The organism is Novosphingobium sp. FW305-C-30-35, assembly GCF_058783135.1.
Genome location: NZ_JBYSYJ010000002.1, coordinates 585,149 through 604,309 on the forward strand (window position 1 = coordinate 585,149; position 19,161 = coordinate 604,309).

Genomic DNA, 19,161 nt, shown 5'->3' on the forward strand with positions numbered 1-19,161 from the left:
GACGTGTGTCCAAGATCAAGAGGGGCGTGAGCCTCTATTCCTACCAGAACGAGACCTTCCAGGGTAAGATGACCCTCGAGGACTGCATCCGCACCAGCGCCGAACTCGGCGCCAAGGGCATCGAGGTCATCGGCGAACAGTCGTTCTGGGGCTGGCCCGAATATGGCGTGGCCGATGCCGAGATCGAAAACTGGCACCGCATTATCGCGCAGTATGATTGCACCGCCGTCTGTCATGACTTCATGCTGGACTACAAGCGCTACAAGGGCCGCCTGATGCCTCTGGAAGAGCAGGTCGCCAGCGTGAAGAAGGACATCGACTTCGGCGCCCGTCTTGGCGCGAAGTATATCCGCGCCCTCGTCTCGATCGCGCCCGAAGTGCTGGTTGCCGCCGCGCCTTATGCCGAGGAAAAGGGCATCAAGATCCTCATCGAGGTCCACGCCCCGCTGCACTTCGATCACCCCTGGATCATCCGCCACGCCGAAGCCTTCGAGAAGTCCGGTTCGGACGCGCTCGGCTTCCTGCCCGACATGGGCATGTTCCTCCACGCCTTCCCGCCGGTGTTCACTGAGCGGTTCATGCGGCTTGGCGTGCCGAAGAACATCGCGGATTACATCGTGAAGGCCTATGAAGACCGCGTTCTTTCGGAATACGTCATCCTGAACGTGCAGGAGATGGGCGGCACCGGCCCTGCCATCGCCATGGCCGAAACCATGCGCCACAACGCCGCCTATGAGCCCAAGCGCATGCTCGACTACATGCCGCGCATCCACAACATCCACGGCAAGTTCTACCAGATGAACGAAGACTACGTGGAACCCTCGATCCCCTACGACAAGATCGTCGAAGTGCTGAACCAAGGCGGCTACGACGGCTACATCTGCTCGGAATACGAAGGCAACCGCTGGATCGAGGACGCGCAGGAGCCGGATTCGGTCGAACAGATCCGCCGCCAGCAGGTCATGCTCGCCCGCCTTCTCGGCGAAGCGCAGGACCCCGCAATCAAGACCTCGCCCACGGCTTGCGCCGATGCGGAAGCCATGGCCGAAGCTGCAGAATAAGGAGACTCTTCCCATGATGGACAACAAGATGATCGTCGAGGGCAGCCTCCGCAGCGAGGCCAGAGACGGCGAAACCACGGGCTTTTCCTTCCTCGGGCGCCTGCCCTATTACCGCGGCCTCGGCCTCTCGATGATCGAGGACATCCAGGTCACCGTCGACGGCGCAGTGCAGCCGCGTGAAACCGTGCGCTTCTCCGCCCATGGCAACACCTACACGCTCGACGAGATGGAAACCGTTTACGACGATCGCTGGAACTTCGGCGAAAAGGCCCGGATCATCGTGCTCAACGGCGGCCTTGCCGCAGGCGATCACCAGATCACCTTCGCCGTGCGCTACCGCGTCTCCTACCTGCCCTTCGTGCCCACCACGAAGGATACCAAGGACCTCGCGCTCGCCGCGTGACAAAAACCCGGCGTCCCCGCGCCTGAATGGATTTTGGAGCGGGGACCTCGGCGTTACTACGGAACGCCTGCAAAAAAGGGGGACGGTGCGATCGCTCGCGCCGTCCCCTTGAAGTTCAGGAACTCTGACTGGCAGAGCCCTTCGGGTCGCAAGGGCTGATTAGCTCGCTTCGTCGCAGAAGAATGTGCGACAATTCACACGTCTACGAGATTTCTCTCACGTCCCCGAAAGGCCGGTTCAGCCGCACGATGACAAGGTTGAGGCAGGCGGCAAAGCTCACCCACGCAAGATAGGGCACGATCAGCCAGCTCGCCAGCACCGAGAACGGCCGCAGCATGACGCACAGCGCCAGTACCGAAAGCCACAGCGGCACCACCTCGATCAGCGCCCAGTCGGGCCGCTTGCGCGCAAAGAAAAGCGGCGACCACAGGAAGTGGCACACGAAGTTCACGGCGAACAGCGCGATGACCGTCATCCGCCCGGCCTCGTCACTGGCACCATCCCAGCTCAGCACCGCCGCCCAGGCGGCAAGCCCCAGGATCACCGTCCACGCCGGGCCGAACAGCCAGTCGGGCGGCTGCCAGGAAGGCTTCTTCAGATTGCGATACCACGGCCCGATCTCGGTTAGGACCCCGCCCGCCCCGCCAAGGATCAGGGCCCACAGGACGGCAGCGATGACATGAGGTTGCATGGAGCGAAGGTCTGGCCGCAATCGACGCCGCACGCAACCTGCATCTGCGGGCGGCCCTGAGCCGCCTTCGAAGATCTCTGATCCTCCCGTCCTCGCGAAGGCCAAAGAAGGTGCCAATCCGAAGGACTGACGCAGGGGAGGCAACCAGTCCTTTCCGCGCCCTCCTTTGCACCAGCGATGAAAAGGGAGGATCGGCGGCTATGGCGAACTCCTACTTGAAAAGCCGCCGTTCCGGAAACGACGCCATTGCGGACATTCAGCGGTGATGGCAATTCCTTCAGATGCCGCAAATCTTATCTGCATTGATCCTGCTTGTCGCTTCAACTCCGATGGCAAGTGCGACTGCAGCTTGCCCCGGGTTTGAAAGTGGTCGCCCGAGCCAAAGCGAAGCCGACCGCTTCTATGTCCAGCGTGCACTTGATCTGGTGAGAGCTGCGGATCGGAACGAGACCGACCACCTTCGAGCGGTAATCGCCGACGATGCTCGTTTTGAAATCCGACGAGGTGATCATATTACCGTAAGAAGCTTTGGTCCGCCCGGTGCTGTCAAAATGGTAAAAGACGTGAAGCCGATCCGATTTGAAGCGCAATCCCTATGGACCGGGCCGATAGCCTTCGTTCCCTCCGGCTGCTCTTGGGAAGTCGAATTGCTATTCCGAACCAATCAGCCCCTCGAGGGCATTAGGATGAAATTCAGCTTTCGCGACGGACGGCTCACTTCAGCGGTTGGTGACGCCGTAACGCTGATCGAAGGCGAAGTCCACTAACCACCCCATTGCCGCCGTTCGAGCAACAAGGCAGGCGTACCGACAGCTGCCGCTTGTCCCGGCTTGAGTCGAAGGGCGGCTTTCCGACCATTGGGCCCAAAAGCGCTTAGTCACGACACGACGCCATTGCTGCCGTTCGGCCAAGCTTTTTCGTCATTGCTTGGTCGCGCTCGAAGCGGCTATCGAGCGCTATGAGCAGGCCATCCATTGAGAATTTGTGGTCGAGTCTTTGGACAGCCCGCTTTGGCTTCGAGGACGTTCGACTGCGTTTCGAACTTGGTGGCGAGGAGTTTGATAACACAACCGAGTCAGTTCCACGTTTTCTTCAGGCGCACCGACGGGCATCAACCGTCGCTGACGCGATGTTTCGTGAAAGCTGCATAGGCATCGTGGCGTGGAACGGCCGCCTGCCAAATCAAGCTGGTCTTGCGGATGAAGTAGCCGACGGGTTCATGGCTCTTCATTACACCGGATTTCATGCGCCTCTGATAAGCGAATGGCAGGCAGTACTTTACACCGATCCTGGAGAAGAGGCAGATGTCTGGGACATCCGCAGCTACGATATGGGTCTAGACAAGATGGCCCGCGACACCCTTCTTTGGCATGCCGTCGCGTCAGAAATGCCTATCTACCCGAGAGCTCCTGTCGTTACTTTCCTGATCGACCCAAACGCATCCGTGATGATGCACATCTACGATGATCGAGGAATGGACGTGAGTGCATTTGATGCCGCCAAGCTTAAAGGGCTTTACGCAGGTTTTGCTGACTGGCTCCTCGACTACGATCTTGAGCGCATGGCAAAGCTGTTCTAACTACTTCCGTTCGTGGCGCCTCGCGACTGAAAGCCGACCATCCGGAATACACCCCATTCAAGCCATTCAGCCCGAACTACGCCGCGTCCGAAACCGGACCTCCCCCCAAAGCCGCTCGCGCGCCCCAGCAGGAACACCGCGTAGCCCCGGAACATCGGGTGGGTCTCAAGTCCCAGTGGGGCTTGCCATTCGCCGCCTTCGACCAGCGCCACCCGGAAGGGAATTGGGAAATTTGCCAGTTTCGCGAAGTAGGCTTCGTAGCCGGAGATCGTGGAGCGGGCCTGGTAGGTCTGGATCACCACTTCGTCGACCGTGCCGGCAAGTTGGGCAAGCGCGCGGGGATCGCCATTGGCGCTCCAGTCCATCAGGCCGGTGATCGAGAGACGGACGTCCCTGGGCAGGCGGGCGTGCAGGTCTTTGAGGAACGCGGCGTAGCCTGACAGGCCCTTGGTGGCGGCATCGAAATCGACCTGCAGGCCCGCCACCTCGTTACCCGCCGCACGCCACTGCGCAAGGTCGGCGAGGATCGCGGCTCGGGTGGCGTCGGTCCAGTCGAGCCGGTCCGCTCGCACCACCAGCCATAGCGTCCGGCCGGGCAGGCGCGGGGTGCCCATGCGCAGCCGATGCAGCCGCGCTGCGCCATCGCGCCGCACTTCGCCATCGAGCAGGTAGACGGTGCGCGCCTTGACTTCCGGCGCAGGGTGGACACCGGGCCAGACGAACACTGCCTCAGCCGTTTCGGCCCGCACGCGCGGCGCGTCTGGCTGGCGCTCGCATCCGGCGAGGAGCAGCGCAGCGGCAAAGGCAATCGCGCGCCAGTTCACCAGTAGAAGCGCAGCGCCCTGGCCCACTGGCTTTGCGGGTAGCGCTTCTTCAGCTCGTCGTACCAGCCCTTGCGGACCGCCAGCGGCACCTGCGCCGCCTCGAGTTCCGCCGTGGTCCGCGCAGGCCCCGCGCAGCCATTGTAGCCCGAAGGCGCATAGCAGCGCACCGCGCGGTAGAGCGCATAGGCGCGCAGGTCTGCCGGGGCCGCCTTGTCGGCGATGATCGCGGCATAGATCGCATCGCGATAGCTGGCCTTGCCGGGGAAAAGGTCTGGCGCGCTTCCGAGAACATTCGCGCCATCGCCCGGCGCGTGCAGGGCGAAGCCATCAAAGCCGTTCAGGCGCCAGAAATCGCCAAGGCACAGGCGCGCGCGTTGGTCAGCCGGATTGCGGGCGAGCGTGGCGGCGGTCTGCGCAATCGCCGGACAGGCAAAGCCGTCCGACCACTGGCCCTTGGTAAACAGGCCCACCGGCACGCTCTGCTGGCTGGCAAAGCCCCACAGCCCGCCATCGGTGTTGGCATCGGCAGGCACCAGCGCCACATCGCGCGTGAAATCGGCGAACGCGCCGCGCGTCAGGTCCTTGTGCAGCAGGGCGAAGCGGGCAACGTCGCGCTCATGGTCCGAACGCGAGGCGTCGGCCGCGCTGGCGCGCAGGATCGCCGGGCTGGCAACGGTCTGCAACAGCACCTCGCGGATCGATTGCTCCTGCACCGGCGATCCCGGTGCGAAGACCTGATCCACGCGCCCGTCGCGCTGCCAGCGCAGGGCAAGGCCGAGTTCGGCCAAGGGGCGCTGGTGGAACGGGCTCGCCGCGCCGATCAGCTCGCGCCAGAATCCCGCCTCGTTGGGATCGCGCAAGGCCGAGAGCGCCTGCCCGCGCACCATCTGGCGGCTGAAGGCCAGCGGCGTCATCCCCTTCGCCCGCGCCGCATCCGGCAGGATCGAGAGGATCGGCTTCGCATTCTCGCCAGCATAAGTGATCCGGGTGGCTTCGAGCAGGCCGTAGAGATCGGGATAGGCCAAGAGCTGCGCTTTATGCGCCGCAAGCTCTGCGGCAGACAGCCCCACCGCCGGCCCATCGTAGACCGGCCGCATCATCTTCATATCGGCCAGCGCCAGCAGCAGCGGCGCCTTGCCCTGCTTTGCCACGACGGCCGCCGCATCCTCGCGATCAAGCAGCTTGCGGTCGATTTCCTCGACGAGATAGGCCGCCTCGACACTAGATGCGGGGGTCGTCTTGAGCAGCGACTCATAGGTGCCGACCAGCGCCTCGGTATCGCCGCCCAGCCACGCCACGCGCCGCTTCAGGCCTTGCGCAGAGACCACATAGCGGCCCTTGGGATAGGCGGCGAGATAGGCATCGATCGCACGTGCCGCCGATGTCAGCGCCGCGCGATCGACCTTTTCCGGTCCGGCAAAATCGCCCCACTCGTCCAGCGACGTCGCCGCCGCGCGGCGAAGTCCCGTGCGGATCGGCATGTAGCGCGCAGTCTCGGCAATCCACGGATTGCCGACCTTGGCCAGCGTGGCAAACCCCGCTTCTGCTGCCGCATAGTCCGCCTTGTGGAAGGCATCGGCGGCTTTCAGGTAGGAGAGGAAGGCGCGGCCCTGCTGGCTGGAAATTGCCGCGTCGTTCCACTCGCCGTCATGGCACCCTGCCGTCGCCCGCAGCGCTGTCAGCGTGGCCCGCTCTCCCGCCGACACGCCCTTGTCTGCCGCCAGCGCCGCAAGGAAATCGGCACTACCCGCCTCAGCCTCAGAGCACCTCTTCTCGTCATAATCCGGCTCGGGCGCCTCCGGCTCAGGCCACAGCGAAGCGCGCAAGCCTTCCCACGACACGAACACCTTGCCGAACTGCGGATCGTTGGGATCAATCTTCGCCTCGGCAGGCAGTGCCACCCCCGGCTGCACGCTCTGCATCAGCATGACCATGTTGATGCGCGTATCGTTGCCGGGGCTGATCAGCGCGCGGCCTGCGCAGTCATAGTCCAGCGCACCCAGCTGCCAGCCGGGATAGCACGAGGTATCGGCACAGGCCCACAGCGCAGTGCCCACGCCAAGGCTGCCAAGCGCCACGGCGCCTGCGGTAGTGAGGACGGGATGCTTGGCGAACAGACGCTTGATCATGCGCGGCAAGGTGGCCCAGCCGGTCCTCCTCGCGCAATGGCCTTCATCATATTATCACACCAGTTCCGCCACCCGCGTATCGGCCGGAGCGAGCGGCGGCCGCCCCCGGATCACGTCGGCGATCTTCTCGGCGATCATGATCGTCGGCGCATTGGTGTTGCCACCGATCAGCGTCGGCATGACCGAGGCATCGATCACCCGCAGGCCTTCGAGGCCGATGACCTTGCAGTCCTTGTCCACCACCGCCATCGGGTCATCGCGCGTGCCCATCTTCGCAGTGCCGACCGGGTGGTAGATCGTCTCGCCCCTGGCGCGCACCCAGGCGTCGATGTCGGCGTCGGACTGCACATGCGCCCCGGGCCAGATCTCCTCACCGCGATAGGGTGCCAATGCCTCCTGCGCCGCCACCTCGCGGGCGATGCGGATGCCCTCGCGCACCACGCGGCGGTCTTCCTCGGCGGCGAGGAAGTTCGCCAGGATCGCAGGGTCGGCATAAGGATCGGCGCTGCTGAGCGAGACCAGCCCCCGGCTTTCCGGGCGCAACTGGCAGACGTGGATGGTGAAGCCATCGCGCTTGGCCTGGACCTTGGCATGTTCCTGCATGATCGCGATGACGAAGTGGATCTGCAGGTCGGGCCGATCGAGATCGGGGCGCGACTTGAGGAAGGCTCCGGCCTCCAGCCCATTCTGCCGCCCGGTGCCCTTGCCGGTCAGCAGGTATTGCAGCCCGACCTTGAGCTGCCGCAACCCCTTGATTTCGTTATAGAGCGAGATCGGCTGGGTGCAGGCCCAGTTAAGCGTGACATCAAGATGATCCTGCAGGTTCGCGCCCACGCCCTTCAGCACATGGACCGGCACAACGCCCTTGGCCTTCAGCGCCTCGGGATCGCCGATGCCGGAGAGCTGGAGGATCTGCGGGGACTGGAACGCGCCTGCGCAAAGCAGAACCTCGCGCTTGGCGCTGGCGCGGCTGACCGGTTTTCCCTGCCCCAGCGAATACTCCACGCCCACGGCGCGCCCGTTCTCCACCACGACGCGGTGGACCCGCGCGCCGGTCACCACGTTCAGGTTGCCGCGCTTGCCCGCAATCGGCGCGAGGTAGCCGCGCGCCGCACTCCAGCGCTGTCCGTCGTGGATGGTCAGCTGGTAGCGGCCGAAGCCCTCCTGATCCGCCCCGTTGAAATCGGGCGTGACCTTGTGCCCGGCCTGCCGCCCGGCCTCGATGATCCCGCGATAGAGCGGGTGGTGCGAATTCTCGCCCCAGTTGACCTTCAGCGGCCCGCCCGCACCGTGGAAGGCATCGGCCCCGTCGCAATTGTCCTCGGCCTTGCGGAAATAGGGCAGCACATCGGCCCAGGACCAGCCCTCCAGCCCCATCTGCCGCCACTGGTCATAATCGCGCGCGTGGCCACGGACATAGACCATGCCGTTGATCGCCGACGAGCCGCCGAGGCCGCGCCCACGCGGATGCCACATCCGGCGATTGTCCATGTGCGGTTCCGGTTCCGACCAGAAACCCCAGTTGTGCTTGCTCTTCTGCTTGATCAGCGTGCCCACGCCCGCCGGCATCCGCACCAGCACCGACGTGTTGGGCCCGCCCGCCTCAAGCAGCAGCACACGCGTCTGCGGATCTTCGGAAAGGCGCGCGGCGAGCACCGAGCCCGCGCTGCCAGCACCGATCACGATAAAGTCGAAAGCGCTTTCGGCCATCATCCACCTGTCCCGATTCCGCGTTGCTCGCGGTTACTGACACAGGGGTAATTAAGCGCGCGATTAAATGCAAGGCGTCAGAACGCCGTAGCGCCCCCATCGACGACCATGGCATGTCCGGTGACGAAGCTTGCCGCAGGCGAGCACAGCCACACCACCGCCTCGGCGATTTCGCTGGCCTGTCCCATCCGGCCCATCGGCGTCATCCCGTCGATGAGCGCCTTCATTTCCGCGTTCTGCACCAGCGGCGCGGTCATCGGCGTTTCGATCACGCCAGGGCAGACCGCATTGACGCGGATGCCGGCCTTGGCCCAGCGCAGCGCGCCATGGCGAGCAAGGCCGACCACGCCGTGCTTGGCGGCGGTATAGGCAGGCTGTCCGCCATTGCCGACCAGCCCGTTGATCGAGGCGGTATTGACGATCGCGCCGCCGCCGCGCTCGAGCATCACCGCCGCCTCCTCACGCATGCAGCGCATCACGCCGGAAAGGTTGATCGCGATGTCGCGCTCCCAGATCGCGTCGTCGTACTGGTCGTCGGTGATGCGGTTGATCCCGGCATTGTTGAATGCACAGTCGAGCCCGCCGAACGTTGCGACCGTGGCCGCGACCATCGCCTTGACCTCGTCCGCGTTGCTCACGTCGCAGCGCACGAACGCGGCCTTGCCGCCTGCAGCCTCGATCAAAGCTACCGTTTCAGCACCGCCTGCCTCGTTCACGTCGCTGACCATGACGCTCGCGCCGGAACGCGCGAATGCCTCTGCCGCCGCACGGCCAATGCCGCCGCCTGCGCCCGTGACCAGTGCCACCTTGCCATCAAGGCCGTAATTGATTGCCATGTCTGGATCTCCCTTTCGAAGGTTCAGGCTGCCGGCGGCTCAGCCAGCGCGATTACCGTCACGCTGCCGTCCTCAGCCACCTGTTCGGTCAGCATCGAGGTCACGCGGCTGACAGTCTCGACGATCCACCAGCGGCCGTCGCGCTTCTCGTAAACGTCGTCGTATTCCACCGCGAGGCGGACGACCTGGCGTGGCCCGGTCAGAATCGTGCGGAAATTGAGCGACCACTTGCCCGTCGCCCGCGTGCCGCTTTCAAGATCGATCTGCCAGTTGGTGGCGTGGTGGATGTCATAGACGCCGCCGTTGCAGGCCATCTGCTGATAGATCGCGACAAAGGCATCGCGGTCATCGAACTCGGGAAAATTCTGGTAGGCGATGCGGATCTTGCCGGGGGCGAAGCAATCGCGCACATCTTCGACCTGCTTGAGGTCGCAGGCGCGCAGGTAGCGCGCCTTCAGCGCGCGGATCGCTTCCTTGTCCTCAAGCGCGGTCAGCCGCGCGGCGAGGTCTTCAAGGCTGATCGTCATCACGGCTCTCCCACACGAACCTTGCATGATTCGCTTTGTCACTAGCTATAGGGATACGCATTCCATTGTGAAGATGCGTTTTCGTTATATGAACGCGTAATAACGGAAAAGCCCCGCCCCTGCACTTGCAGAAGCGGGGCCACCCGAAGACGGTTCCCGGAGTACCGGCGCCCATCCTCCCCAAAGATCAGAACTTCACGCCCACCGTCACGCCATAGGTGCGCGGATCGGCGTAGTAGCCGCCGCCATAGCCCAGCTGGCCGAAGTCGATTGCGCGGACGAGGTTGTGCTCGTCGGTCAGGTTCTTGACCCAGAAGCGCACCGCCGCCTCGCTCCCGGCAAGGGGGATGCGATCGATCGCCACCTGCGCGTCGACGATATTGCGATTGTCGCCCTTCAGCACTTCGTTGAACGGCGAGGACAGCACGTTCGAGAAGCTGTACTTGCCGTCTTCGTAGGCATAGCTGACCCGGCCGGTCAGGCGCATGCCGTTGTCGCCCAGCGGGAACTGCGCATTCATCGCGACATTTGCGGTGAACGGCGAGGTGTAGCCCGGCGTGGCATAGGCCGCGATGTTGACCAGTGGCTGGTTGGCGGCGACCGGAAGCCCGGCGAGGAACTCCTTGTACTTGATGTCGACGTAACCGGCGTTCGCCTCGAAGGTGAAGTTGTCGGTCAGCACCGCCGTCAATTCGGCCTCGACGCCGGTGTAAGTGACCTTGCCGGCGTTCGTTACCTTGGTGGCGAAAGTGCCCGGAGCAAGGTTGGTGATCGGCACGGCGATCGCCAGATCCTTGTACTCGTTGTAGTATCCGGCAAGGTTGAAGCGAACCTTGCGGTCGAACAGTTCCGACTTCAGGCCCACTTCGTAGGACGTGACGTTCTCCGGCTTGAACGAAGGCAGCACGCCGGCCACCGCAGGGTCCTGCGCATTGAACCCGCCCGAACGATAGCCGGTGGCGATGCGGGCATAGAGGTTGACCTGGTCGGACACGTCATAGCCCAGCATGAGGTTCCAGGTGAACTTGCTGTAGCTGGCGCGGCCCTGCTCGGGCGTGGCAAGCGGGGCGGCGCCGTTCTGGCGGCGCACCATCGACTTGGTATCCCAGGTATAGCGGCCGCCGGCCGTCAGACGCAGGCCGCTGTCCTTGCCGCCGGGGTAGAACGTCGCCTGCCCATAGACCGCAGTGCTTTCCGCCGTCGCGGTGTAATCGAGCACCGAAAGCGTCTGCACCAGACGGTAGCGCGCCGGATTGGCCGCGACAAACGAGGGGCCGAGCGGGCCGAAGTTGCCGAGGAAGATTGAATTGGTATCGAGCACGAAGCCGCTGTTCTGCGGGTTGTACTCCGAACCCTTTTCCCAGAAATAGAAGCCGCCGAGCACCCAGTCGAGGCTGTCGCTCTCGTTGCCGATTTCAACCTCTTGGCTGAACTGCTTGTGGCGGCGCTTGTTGTTGGTGTCGAACAGGTTCTGCTGCACGGTCGGTACCGGCGATGCGGCGATGAACGGACGGAATGCTGCCGGGATCGACGGGATGAACTGCAGCAGACTTGCCGGCATGCCGTTGAACAGCGACGCCTGCGTGAAGCGCGGCGCAGTGAACGCGCCGATGCCATCAAGGTCGGTCACGCTGTCGTTGTTCCAGAAGCGGTAGCCGGTGGTGGACTTCAGGTGGAACGCGCCGAAGTCGTTCTGGACCTGCACGTTGTGGCCCCAGGCCTTGTCGGTCGAACGGCTGTTGATGTCGTTGCACACCGTGCGGCGCCAGTCGCGCGTCGGCGCGGCAAGAGCGGCGCAGCGCGGATCGAGGAAGTTGACCGTGTTCAGGAACGGCGCGACGGGCGCCTGCTGCGTCACCACCACCGGCACGCCGCCGACCACTTCGGGCGGACGCACCGCGCCGCTGGCGACATTGGTCAGCTGGAAGTTGATCGGCGATGCGTCGATCTTGCTCCAGTCGAAGATGTACTGGATCGAGCCCGTGCCGCCGATGTCGGCCTTGGCGGCGATGCGGAAGGAATCGCCCTTGCGCGCACCGGGATCACGCGCATCGCTTGGCTCGTTGAGGTTGTCGACCACGCCGTTGCGCTGGCGGTGGCTGTAGGTGAAGCTGGTCGAGATGCCCGCGATCTCGCCCGGATCGAGCGTGATCTTGGCGTTGAACGCGTTGTAGTTGCCATAGCCGGCTTCGGCCGAAAGCTTGAATTCCTTCGACGGCGCACGCGAGATGAAGGCAATGCCGCCACCGGTGGTGTTGCGGCCGAACAGCGTGCCCTGCGGCCCGCGCAGCACTTCGACGCGGGCAACGTCGATCACGTCAAGCGCGCTGCCGCCCGAGCGGGCGATGAACACGCCGTCGACGTAAAGGCCGTTCGCGGTGTCGAGGCCAAAGGTCTCGGTCGCCGGCGTGGGAATACCGCGGATCGAGATGACGGCGGCATTGGCGTTGGTCGTGCCCTGCACGATGGTCACGTTGGGGGCGAGGCCGGACAGGTCCTTGGCATCGCGGATGCCCAGCTTCTCGACCTTGTCGGCGCTGATCGCGCTGATTGCCAGCGGCACGTCCTGCAGGTTCTGCTCGACCTTCTGCGCGGTCACGACGATCTGCTCCAGCTGGCCCTGGTCATCGCTGGCCTGCACGGGTTCATCCGCAGCATGGGCGGCAGATCCCAGCATCATCGACGCCAGGCTGGCGCCAAGCATCAGCCGCACGGCGAGCGTTGCGCAAGTGGTGGCCTTCATTGTTACTCCCCTCCAAACCGTTGTTGGCGCGGAAGATAGCAAGTGCGTAGAAATTGACAAGTCGAAATACGCAAACATGTCATGAATCGCAGAAATGCGCCACTTGTCCGGGATATGGACCCGTCGATTCCCGCAAAAACGCAGCATGCCGATGCGCTCCAGAGCACTCGCATCGGCGCACGCCGCGAATCACAAGACTGGCTTTATGCGGAGATGAGAGCAAAAAATATCGCACGTTGCGCGATAATAATTCCGGTGATATGCATGTTTGCATAATTCTGGCGGCATTATGATCCGCAAATCGGCAATACGGGAGATTCTGGAATGAAGGGCCTCAAGGGCAAAGTCGGCATCGTTGCCGGCGGTGGGCGCGGCATTGGCGCTGCAACCGCACGGCGCCTCGCCGAAGAAGGCGCCCACGTCGTCATCGGTGACCTCATGGGCGACTGGGCCCGCGAAGTGGCGGAAAGCATCCGCTCAACCGGCGGCACCGCCACCGGCATCGAACTTGACGGCACCAAGGCCGATTCACAAGCCGCGATCGTGGCCTGCGCGGTAGAGACCTATGGCGGCCTCGACTTCTACCATTCCAACCTTGCGGGCGGCACCGGGGGCGACAACGACATCCTCGATTGCCCCGAGGACGTGCTCGACCTCAGCTTCGCGATCAACACCAAGAGCCACTTCCTCGCCACGCAGGCGGCGCTGCCGAAGATGCTCGAACGCGGCGGCGGCGCAATGATCTACACCTCCTCCGGCGCGGCATCGGGCGGCGCACCGTGGCAGGTTGCCTATCCGATGACCAAGAACGCCATCCATGCGCTGGCCCGCCACGTTGCCGCCAAGTTCGGCAAGAAGGGCGTGCGCGCCAACGTGATCTGCCCCGGCCTCGTCCTCACCGAAGCGGTCAGGCAGCACCTCACCGACGAGTATGTCGAGCGTGGCCTCGCCGCCGTGCCGCACGTCCGCCTCGGCCAGCCCGAAGACATCGCCGCCGCCGTGACGTTCCTGGCCTCCGATGATGGCGCCTGGGTCAATGGGCAGGTCTGGCACGTCAACGGCGGCGCGCAGATGCGGGATTGAGCCGCGTGGCCGCGACCATTCCGGCAGGCGCCGCCGCCACCCTGTCCACAAGTGGCAAGCCGCTGACCAACCGCTGGCTGGCGCTGACGCTGCTGGTCATGGTCGCGGTGCTCAACTATGCCGACCGCTTTCTGATCCCCGGCCTCGCCCAGCCGATCAAGGCGCACTTCGGCATCAGCGATACGGTGATGGGCGCGCTGATGGGCCCGGCCTTCGCACTGCTCTACAGCCTGTTCACCCTGCCGATCGCGCGCGCCGCCGATCGCCGCTCGCGCGTGATGATCATTGCCTTGGGCTGCGGCTTCTGGAGCTTCTTCACCCTGCTGTCAGGGCTCGCCACCAGCGCCGAAATGCTGGCGCTGGCCCGCGTCGGCGTCGGCATAGGCGAGGCCGCTTACCAGGCCCCTGCCGCCGCCCTGATCGCCGCCTATTTCCCCGCCAACGAACGGGGCCGCGCCTTCGCCCTGCTCGGGACCGCGATCTATGTCGGCCAGATGGCAGGCCTTGCCGGCGGCCCCGCCATCGCCGCCGCCTCGACCTGGCAGACCGCCTTCCACGCACTGGGCATGATCGGCATCGTCATCGCCTTGGCGACATGGCTGATCGTGCGCGAACCCGCGCGTGAGGTCATTGACGTCGCCACGCCCGTGCTCCCGCTCAAGCAGACGATGCGCCTGCTGGTCGGGACGCCGTCGGTCATGCTGCTGGCCACGGTGATGGCGCTGGGTTCGCTTTCGGGCGTGACCTTCGGCATGTGGGGCCCCGCCCTGTTCGAGCGCGCCTATGGTCTCTCGACGCAAGCCGCGGGCGCAACCTTCGCTCTGTCGTTCGGGCTGCCCGGCCTGTTGGGCGTGCTCGGCTTCGGCTTTCTCTCCGACAAGCTCGGCAAGGGCGATGCCACCGTTCAGCTCCGCCTCACCGCGCTGGCGCTCGGCGGCGCAACGACCACCATCCTGCTCGTCACCTGGAGCGACAGCCTGACCGTGGCCCGGCTGCTCGCGGTGCCTTCGGGCCTGCTCGGCGGCGGTTGGTCGGTCGGCGTGCTTGCCGGCCTGCAGTACATCCTGCCCAACAGCCACCGCGCCACCGGCACCGCACTGGTCCTGCTGATCTCCAGCATGTTCGCCAACGTACTCGGCCCGGTTCTGGCCGGACAACTTTCGGACTGGATCGCGGGAGCCGGTCCTCATGGCCTGCGCATTGGCCTGTCGGTCGCCATCCCCACCGGTTACATCGGCGTCTGGGCCGCCCTGCGCGCAATGCGCTCGTTCGAACGCGACAAGGCCGCGCTGGCGGGTTAGCGGTGGCTCAGCGCTTCAAGGCGAGCAGGCGGCGTTGGAACAGGGTCGAGAAGTCTCGTCGCGCATCTGCGACCAGCGCGATCGTCACCACTCCGTCCCCCAACTCGTAGATGATGCGATATGGCGAATGTGAAACCTGCCGCCACGGACTTCCGCGCAGTTCCAGTAATTCCACCGGCACCGGACCGCGCTCAGGATAGTGGGCAAGGCTGTCGATGAGTTGCATCATCGAATCCAGCAGCGCCTCGGCGCCGTCTGGCCCATCGGGTCCGCGCTGCGCAAGGCGGCGCCGATAGATTTCGAACAGATCGTTTTCCGCCTCGTCTTCAATTTCGACGCGATAGGTCCCCGTCATTCGACAAAGCGGGTTTCTTCAGCGGCACGGGCGCGGATACGGTCGGCCAGTCCCTCGACGGTCTTGACCTTCCCCGCCGCGATATTCTCCTTCGCCAGCGCCAGCAGCTTGAGCAGCGCCATTGTCTCCTGCATCTGGTAATAGCTTGCCGCATCCTGCAGCACGGCCTTGGCCTCGCCATTCTGGGTTATGACCAGCGGCTCGGCGCCTTCATTCAGTTCGCGCAGCACTTCGGCGGCGTTGGCTTTCAGGTAGCTGATCGGCTTGATGCGGCTTTCAAGACCCATGACGCGGCTCCATCCATATTCGGTCCGAATGTAGTCCGAATATGGATGACCAGCAAGCCGCCCTCAATAGCCCATCAGGCTCAGCACTTCCTTGCGGCTGCGGTTGTCCTCGAGGAACGTGCCCATCATCCGGCTCGTCACCATGCCCACGCCCGGCGTGCGCACGCCGCGCCCGGTCATGCAGCCGTGCTGCGCCTCGATTACGACAGCCACGCCGTGCGGACGCAGGTTGTCCCAGATGCACTGCGCCACTTGTGCGGTCAGCCGCTCCTGGATCTGCAGCCGCCGCGCATAGGCATGGAGCACGCGGGCGAGCTTCGAGATGCCCACCACCTTGTCGCGCGGCAGATAGGCAATGGCGGCCTTGCCGATGATCGGAGCCATGTGGTGCTCGCAGTGGCTCTGGAACGGGATGTCCTTGAGCAGCACCAGCTCGTTGTACCCGCCCACTTCCTCGAACTGGCGCGAAAGGTGCGCGGCCGGGTCCTCGGCATAGCCCTGGCAATACTCCCGCCACGCCCGCGCCACGCGCCGGGGCGTATCGAGCAGGCCTTCTCGGGCGGGGTCGTCCCCCGCCCAGCGGATCAGCGTGGCAATCGCCTGCTCGACCTCGGCAGGCACCTCCGGCTTGGTCGTCTCCATTGGGTCAGGCCGCGAACGCGAACTCTTCGGCCACCGGCTTGGCCATGGCATTGGCGAAGTCGTGATAGCCCCACGGCCAGGTCGCGGGAATGCCGGTCTTGTCGAGATACCAGCTAGTGCAGCCCGATCCGAAGATCGTCTTTTTCGCTGCCGCGATGCGCCGCGCCTCGTACGCCTGATAGGCCGGTTCCAGCGGTTCCACCGTACGCGCTTCGCCCCGCCGCACCGGTTCGAGCAGTTGCTCGATGTATTCCCACTGCCGCTCGGCGATGTCGATCAGCGGGAAGTTGCCGACCGGCGCGCCGGGGCCGTTGAGCATGAAGAAGTTCGGGAAATCGGGCATCGCGATCGCATAGTGCGCAGTCGGCCGGGTCGCCCAGAATTCGTCGAGCGAGCGCCCGCCGCGCCCGGTCACCACCGCCGGGCGGATGAAGCTGTCGGCGCGGAAGCCGGTTGCCAGCACCAGCACGTCAAGTTCGTGCAAGGTGCCGTCCTTCATCAGCACGCCCTCCGGCACGATCCGCTCGATCGCACCCACTTCGACGGAAACACCGGGGCGCTGCACGCACTCGTAGTACTCCCACGAATAGATCAGGCGCTTGCACGCCGCGTGATAATCGGGCCGCAGCTTTTCGCGCAATTCCGGATCGCGCACGCTCTGCTCCAGGTTCTGGCGGCACAGCTCCTCGATCTCGTGCATCTGCGGGCTGGTGAAGTCGGTCACGCCCTCGGTGAAGCGATAGACCGCCTCCCAGTATTGCGGGTCATTGCGGATCGCCTCGATCAGCGAAGGATCGGCGGCGAAGGCGGCGCGCTGTTCGGCGGTATATTCGAACTGGACCACCGGCATGATCCACTGCGGCGAACGCTGGAAGTGCACCAGCTTCGCCGCACGGCTGCTCAGCGCGTTGACGATCTGGATCCCGGTCGACCCGCAACCGATCACGCCGACGCGCGCGCCGTCGAGCACGGCGCTGTCATCCCAGCGCGCCGAATGGAACGCCTTGCCCTTGAACGTATCGAGCCCCGGCAGGTCCGGCATCTTCGGATGGTGCAGCACGCCCGTGGCAACGATCACCACGTCTGCCTCGTAGGTCGAGCCATCGACGATGCCGAGGGTCCATGTCCTCGTCGCATCGTCGAAAGTGCACGAGGTGACTTCGCTGTTGAAGCGGATGTAGGGCACCACCCCGAAGCGTTCGGCCACGCCCTTGAAGTAGGCGTGGATCTCCGGTCCGGTGGCGTAGTAGGCGCTCCAGTCGGGGTTCAGGGCAAAGCTGTAGCTGTAGGCGTGCGACGGTGTGTCGCAGGTCAGGCCCGGGTAGCGGTTATCGCGCCAGGTCCCGCCCAGCTCCGCGCCTTTCTCGAACACTGCGAAGTCCGCATCGCCGCGCTGCAGCAGCTTGATCGCCGCCATCACGCCCGACATTCCCGCACCAATCACCGCATAGCGCAACCGCGCCTTCCCACCCGTCTCCGTCATTCTCTTCCCATTCTCGTGAGTGCCTGTTCAGTACCGGCCAGATCACTCACCCCCGCGCCGGCGTCATCACCCGAACGTATTATGCGTATCGAAACCCACTGCTGATTACGCATCCGTCCGCGCAAACAGCGAAAGCCGCGCATGGACCGGATCGTCCGCCCCGGCCCGCCCGGTGCCGACGCCGCCACTGCCGAAATCGTCGCCCTGCGCGGCGGGCAGGTCCTCGGCATGGTCGAGGATGAACGAGCGCCGGGCAAAGCGCCACACCCCGTCGCGCTGCTCGTAATGATCGGCATAGCGCCCCCAGGCTACGAACTGCCGCTCGCCATCCAGCGTCAGGTGCCACGCCCGCGCCGTGATCTCGCCCTGGGCGCGCGTGCCGTCCACCACGAACAGCGCCGAGAGCGCCGTGTGCATCGTCGCCCGCCAGCTCGCCATCATGCCCGGCAGCCACGCGATGTAGCCATCCACCGGCCCGCAGTAATAGGGCGTGTGATCGTCCACCGCGTCGTCATGGTAGAGGGTGCGCAGCAGATCCCAGTCGCGCCGGTCGATGCAGTGGCCATAGGCGGTGACAAGATGGCGCAGCGCCTCGCGCGCCATCAGTTCGTCAAGGCTGATCGGGTGCGGTGCCAGCTCAGACACCGAAGCCCCCGCCGACCGAAATGGTCTGCCCGGTGACGTAATTCCCGCGCGAGGATGCGAAGTAGACCGCAGCCTGCCCGATGTCCTGCGGCGTGCCCCAGCGCTTCAGCGGCAGCATCGCCTTGACCGCAGCTTCCCATTCCGGCGTGAATGTGCCCGCCTCCTGCCCGATCTTGAACTGCCCGGCATCGATCACGCCCACGAGAATCGAATTGGCGCGGATCTCGTTTTGGCCCTCCTCCTTGGCGATGCCCTTGATCAGCGCCTCGTTGCAGGCCTTGGGCGCTACCGACAGGCCATCGAGCTTCGGCCACCAATCGTGCCCGGCAGAGCCGAGATGGACGAAGCTTCCCCCGCCGCTTGCGCGCATGTGCGGCAGCGCGGCGTGGACGGCATTGTTGAAGCCGAACGCCTCGATCTCCATCGACGTGCGGAACATTTCCTCTGTCCAGTCGGCAATCGCCACTTGCGGCACCACCGGCCCTGCCCCCCACACCACGCTATGCACCCGGCCATGCTGTTCGACCGCGCCCGCCAGCGCCGCCTGCACCTGCCCGCGGTCGCGCACGTCGGCGCGGTGAATCGTGGCCTTGCGCCCCAGCGCAGCGATCTCGTCGGCCACCGCGCGGGCCACATCCTCCTTCGAGCGATAGACCACCGCCACGTCGCTGCCCTCGCGCGCGAACTCCAGCGCCACGCCCCGGCCGATGCCGCCACTGCCGCCGAATACGATCGTTGCACCGGCCGGAAAAATCTCGCCCATACTATCTCCCGTTTTTCGCTTCGCGCTGAACTTGTCAGCTTATGTTACGCATTTGGTGCACCTTATCGGATGTGAGGTCAATCATGCGCAACATGGCCG

Annotated in this window: 19 protein-coding genes; 6 read left to right on the top strand and 13 right to left on the bottom strand. The window is 64.7% G+C overall.

Features of this window, described 5'->3' with window-relative positions; translation table 11 throughout:
* Positions 1–68 precede the first annotated feature (68 nt).
* Together AC3WLM_RS19310 and AC3WLM_RS19315 are read left to right on the top strand one after the other, a co-directional pair.
* Entirely contained in the window at positions 69–1,061 is a 993-nt protein-coding gene (locus AC3WLM_RS19310; RefSeq protein WP_492478522.1) for a sugar phosphate isomerase/epimerase family protein, read from the top strand.
* Positions 1,062–1,074: 13 nt separating this feature from the next.
* Positions 1,075–1,464, top strand: coding sequence for a C-glycoside deglycosidase beta subunit domain-containing protein (locus AC3WLM_RS19315; protein WP_492478492.1), 390 nt, complete (start codon positions 1,075–1,077; stop codon positions 1,462–1,464).
* A 202-nt stretch (positions 1,465–1,666) separates the two neighbouring features.
* On the opposite strand, the gene AC3WLM_RS19320 is transcribed toward AC3WLM_RS19315, so the two are convergent.
* Positions 1,667–2,155: a TspO/MBR family protein gene (locus AC3WLM_RS19320; RefSeq protein ID WP_193828601.1), complete on the bottom strand. Its 489-nt coding sequence runs from the start codon at positions 2,153–2,155 to the stop codon at positions 1,667–1,669.
* Between the two features lie 281 nt (positions 2,156–2,436).
* On the opposite strand from AC3WLM_RS19320, the gene AC3WLM_RS19325 reads away from it, so the two are divergent.
* Complete coding sequence (locus tag AC3WLM_RS19325) at positions 2,437–2,922, top strand: hypothetical protein (protein ID WP_193828602.1); 486 nt, start codon at positions 2,437–2,439, stop codon at positions 2,920–2,922.
* A gap of 191 nt (positions 2,923–3,113) precedes the next feature.
* Entirely contained in the window at positions 3,114–3,734 is a 621-nt protein-coding gene (locus AC3WLM_RS19330) for a DUF3885 domain-containing protein (RefSeq protein ID WP_193828603.1), read from the top strand.
* Here the strand turns inward: AC3WLM_RS19330 and AC3WLM_RS19335 are convergent.
* From AC3WLM_RS19335 to AC3WLM_RS19360, 6 genes are all read right to left on the bottom strand, one after another.
* The gene (locus AC3WLM_RS19335; protein WP_492478493.1) at positions 3,731–4,585 is read right to left on the bottom strand and encodes a DUF3142 domain-containing protein; all 855 of its coding nucleotides are present in this window, start codon (positions 4,583–4,585) and stop codon (positions 3,731–3,733) included. The two genes, AC3WLM_RS19330 and AC3WLM_RS19335, sit on opposite strands and share 4 nt — an antisense overlap.
* Entirely contained in the window at positions 4,555–6,687 is a 2,133-nt protein-coding gene (locus AC3WLM_RS19340; RefSeq protein WP_492478494.1) for a PA5441 family protein, read from the bottom strand. Before AC3WLM_RS19340 ends, AC3WLM_RS19335 begins: the two co-directional genes overlap by 31 nt.
* A gap of 54 nt (positions 6,688–6,741) precedes the next feature.
* Positions 6,742–8,397, bottom strand: a complete 1,656-nt coding sequence (locus tag AC3WLM_RS19345; protein ID WP_492478495.1) for a choline dehydrogenase — start codon at positions 8,395–8,397, stop codon at positions 6,742–6,744.
* Between the two features lie 77 nt (positions 8,398–8,474).
* Positions 8,475–9,233, bottom strand: a complete 759-nt coding sequence (locus AC3WLM_RS19350) for an SDR family NAD(P)-dependent oxidoreductase (RefSeq protein ID WP_492478496.1) — start codon at positions 9,231–9,233, stop codon at positions 8,475–8,477.
* A gap of 23 nt (positions 9,234–9,256) precedes the next feature.
* Positions 9,257–9,760, bottom strand: a complete 504-nt coding sequence (locus tag AC3WLM_RS19355) for a nuclear transport factor 2 family protein (RefSeq protein ID WP_492478497.1) — start codon at positions 9,758–9,760, stop codon at positions 9,257–9,259.
* Between the two features lie 187 nt (positions 9,761–9,947).
* The gene (locus tag AC3WLM_RS19360; protein ID WP_062344383.1) at positions 9,948–12,503 is read right to left on the bottom strand and encodes a TonB-dependent receptor; all 2,556 of its coding nucleotides are present in this window, start codon (positions 12,501–12,503) and stop codon (positions 9,948–9,950) included.
* 324 nt (positions 12,504–12,827) lie between these two features.
* Here AC3WLM_RS19360 and AC3WLM_RS19365 point away from each other — a divergent pair, with 324 nt between their 5' ends.
* Positions 12,828–13,586: an SDR family NAD(P)-dependent oxidoreductase gene (locus AC3WLM_RS19365; protein WP_039335728.1), complete on the top strand. Its 759-nt coding sequence runs from the start codon at positions 12,828–12,830 to the stop codon at positions 13,584–13,586.
* 5 nt (positions 13,587–13,591) lie between these two features.
* Positions 13,592–14,887 (top strand): MFS transporter, encoded by a 1,296-nt coding sequence (locus tag AC3WLM_RS19370; RefSeq protein ID WP_062344386.1) that lies wholly within the window; start codon positions 13,592–13,594, stop codon positions 14,885–14,887.
* Positions 14,888–14,894: 7 nt separating this feature from the next.
* On the opposite strand, the gene AC3WLM_RS19375 is transcribed toward AC3WLM_RS19370, so the two are convergent.
* The 6 genes from AC3WLM_RS19375 to AC3WLM_RS19400 form a co-directional block, all read right to left on the bottom strand.
* Entirely contained in the window at positions 14,895–15,242 is a 348-nt protein-coding gene (locus AC3WLM_RS19375; RefSeq protein ID WP_039335730.1) for a type II toxin-antitoxin system RelE/ParE family toxin, read from the bottom strand.
* A complete protein-coding gene (locus AC3WLM_RS19380; protein ID WP_039335732.1) occupies positions 15,239–15,529 on the bottom strand; it encodes a type II toxin-antitoxin system Phd/YefM family antitoxin in 291 nt (96 codons plus the stop codon). Before AC3WLM_RS19380 ends, AC3WLM_RS19375 begins: the two co-directional genes overlap by 4 nt.
* A 63-nt stretch (positions 15,530–15,592) precedes the next feature.
* Positions 15,593–16,171, bottom strand: a complete 579-nt coding sequence (gene folE, locus AC3WLM_RS19385; protein ID WP_062344390.1) for a GTP cyclohydrolase I FolE — start codon at positions 16,169–16,171, stop codon at positions 15,593–15,595.
* Positions 16,172–16,175: 4 nt separating this feature from the next.
* The gene (locus AC3WLM_RS19390) at positions 16,176–17,654 is read right to left on the bottom strand and encodes a flavin-containing monooxygenase (RefSeq protein ID WP_193828611.1); all 1,479 of its coding nucleotides are present in this window, start codon (positions 17,652–17,654) and stop codon (positions 16,176–16,178) included.
* Between the two features lie 105 nt (positions 17,655–17,759).
* Complete coding sequence (locus AC3WLM_RS19395) at positions 17,760–18,299, bottom strand: nuclear transport factor 2 family protein (protein ID WP_492478498.1); 540 nt, start codon at positions 18,297–18,299, stop codon at positions 17,760–17,762.
* Positions 18,292–19,062 (bottom strand): SDR family NAD(P)-dependent oxidoreductase, encoded by a 771-nt coding sequence (locus tag AC3WLM_RS19400; RefSeq protein WP_492478499.1) that lies wholly within the window; start codon positions 19,060–19,062, stop codon positions 18,292–18,294. The genes AC3WLM_RS19395 and AC3WLM_RS19400 overlap by 8 nt, the downstream gene beginning before the upstream one ends.
* Positions 19,063–19,161: the final 99 nt, after the last annotated feature.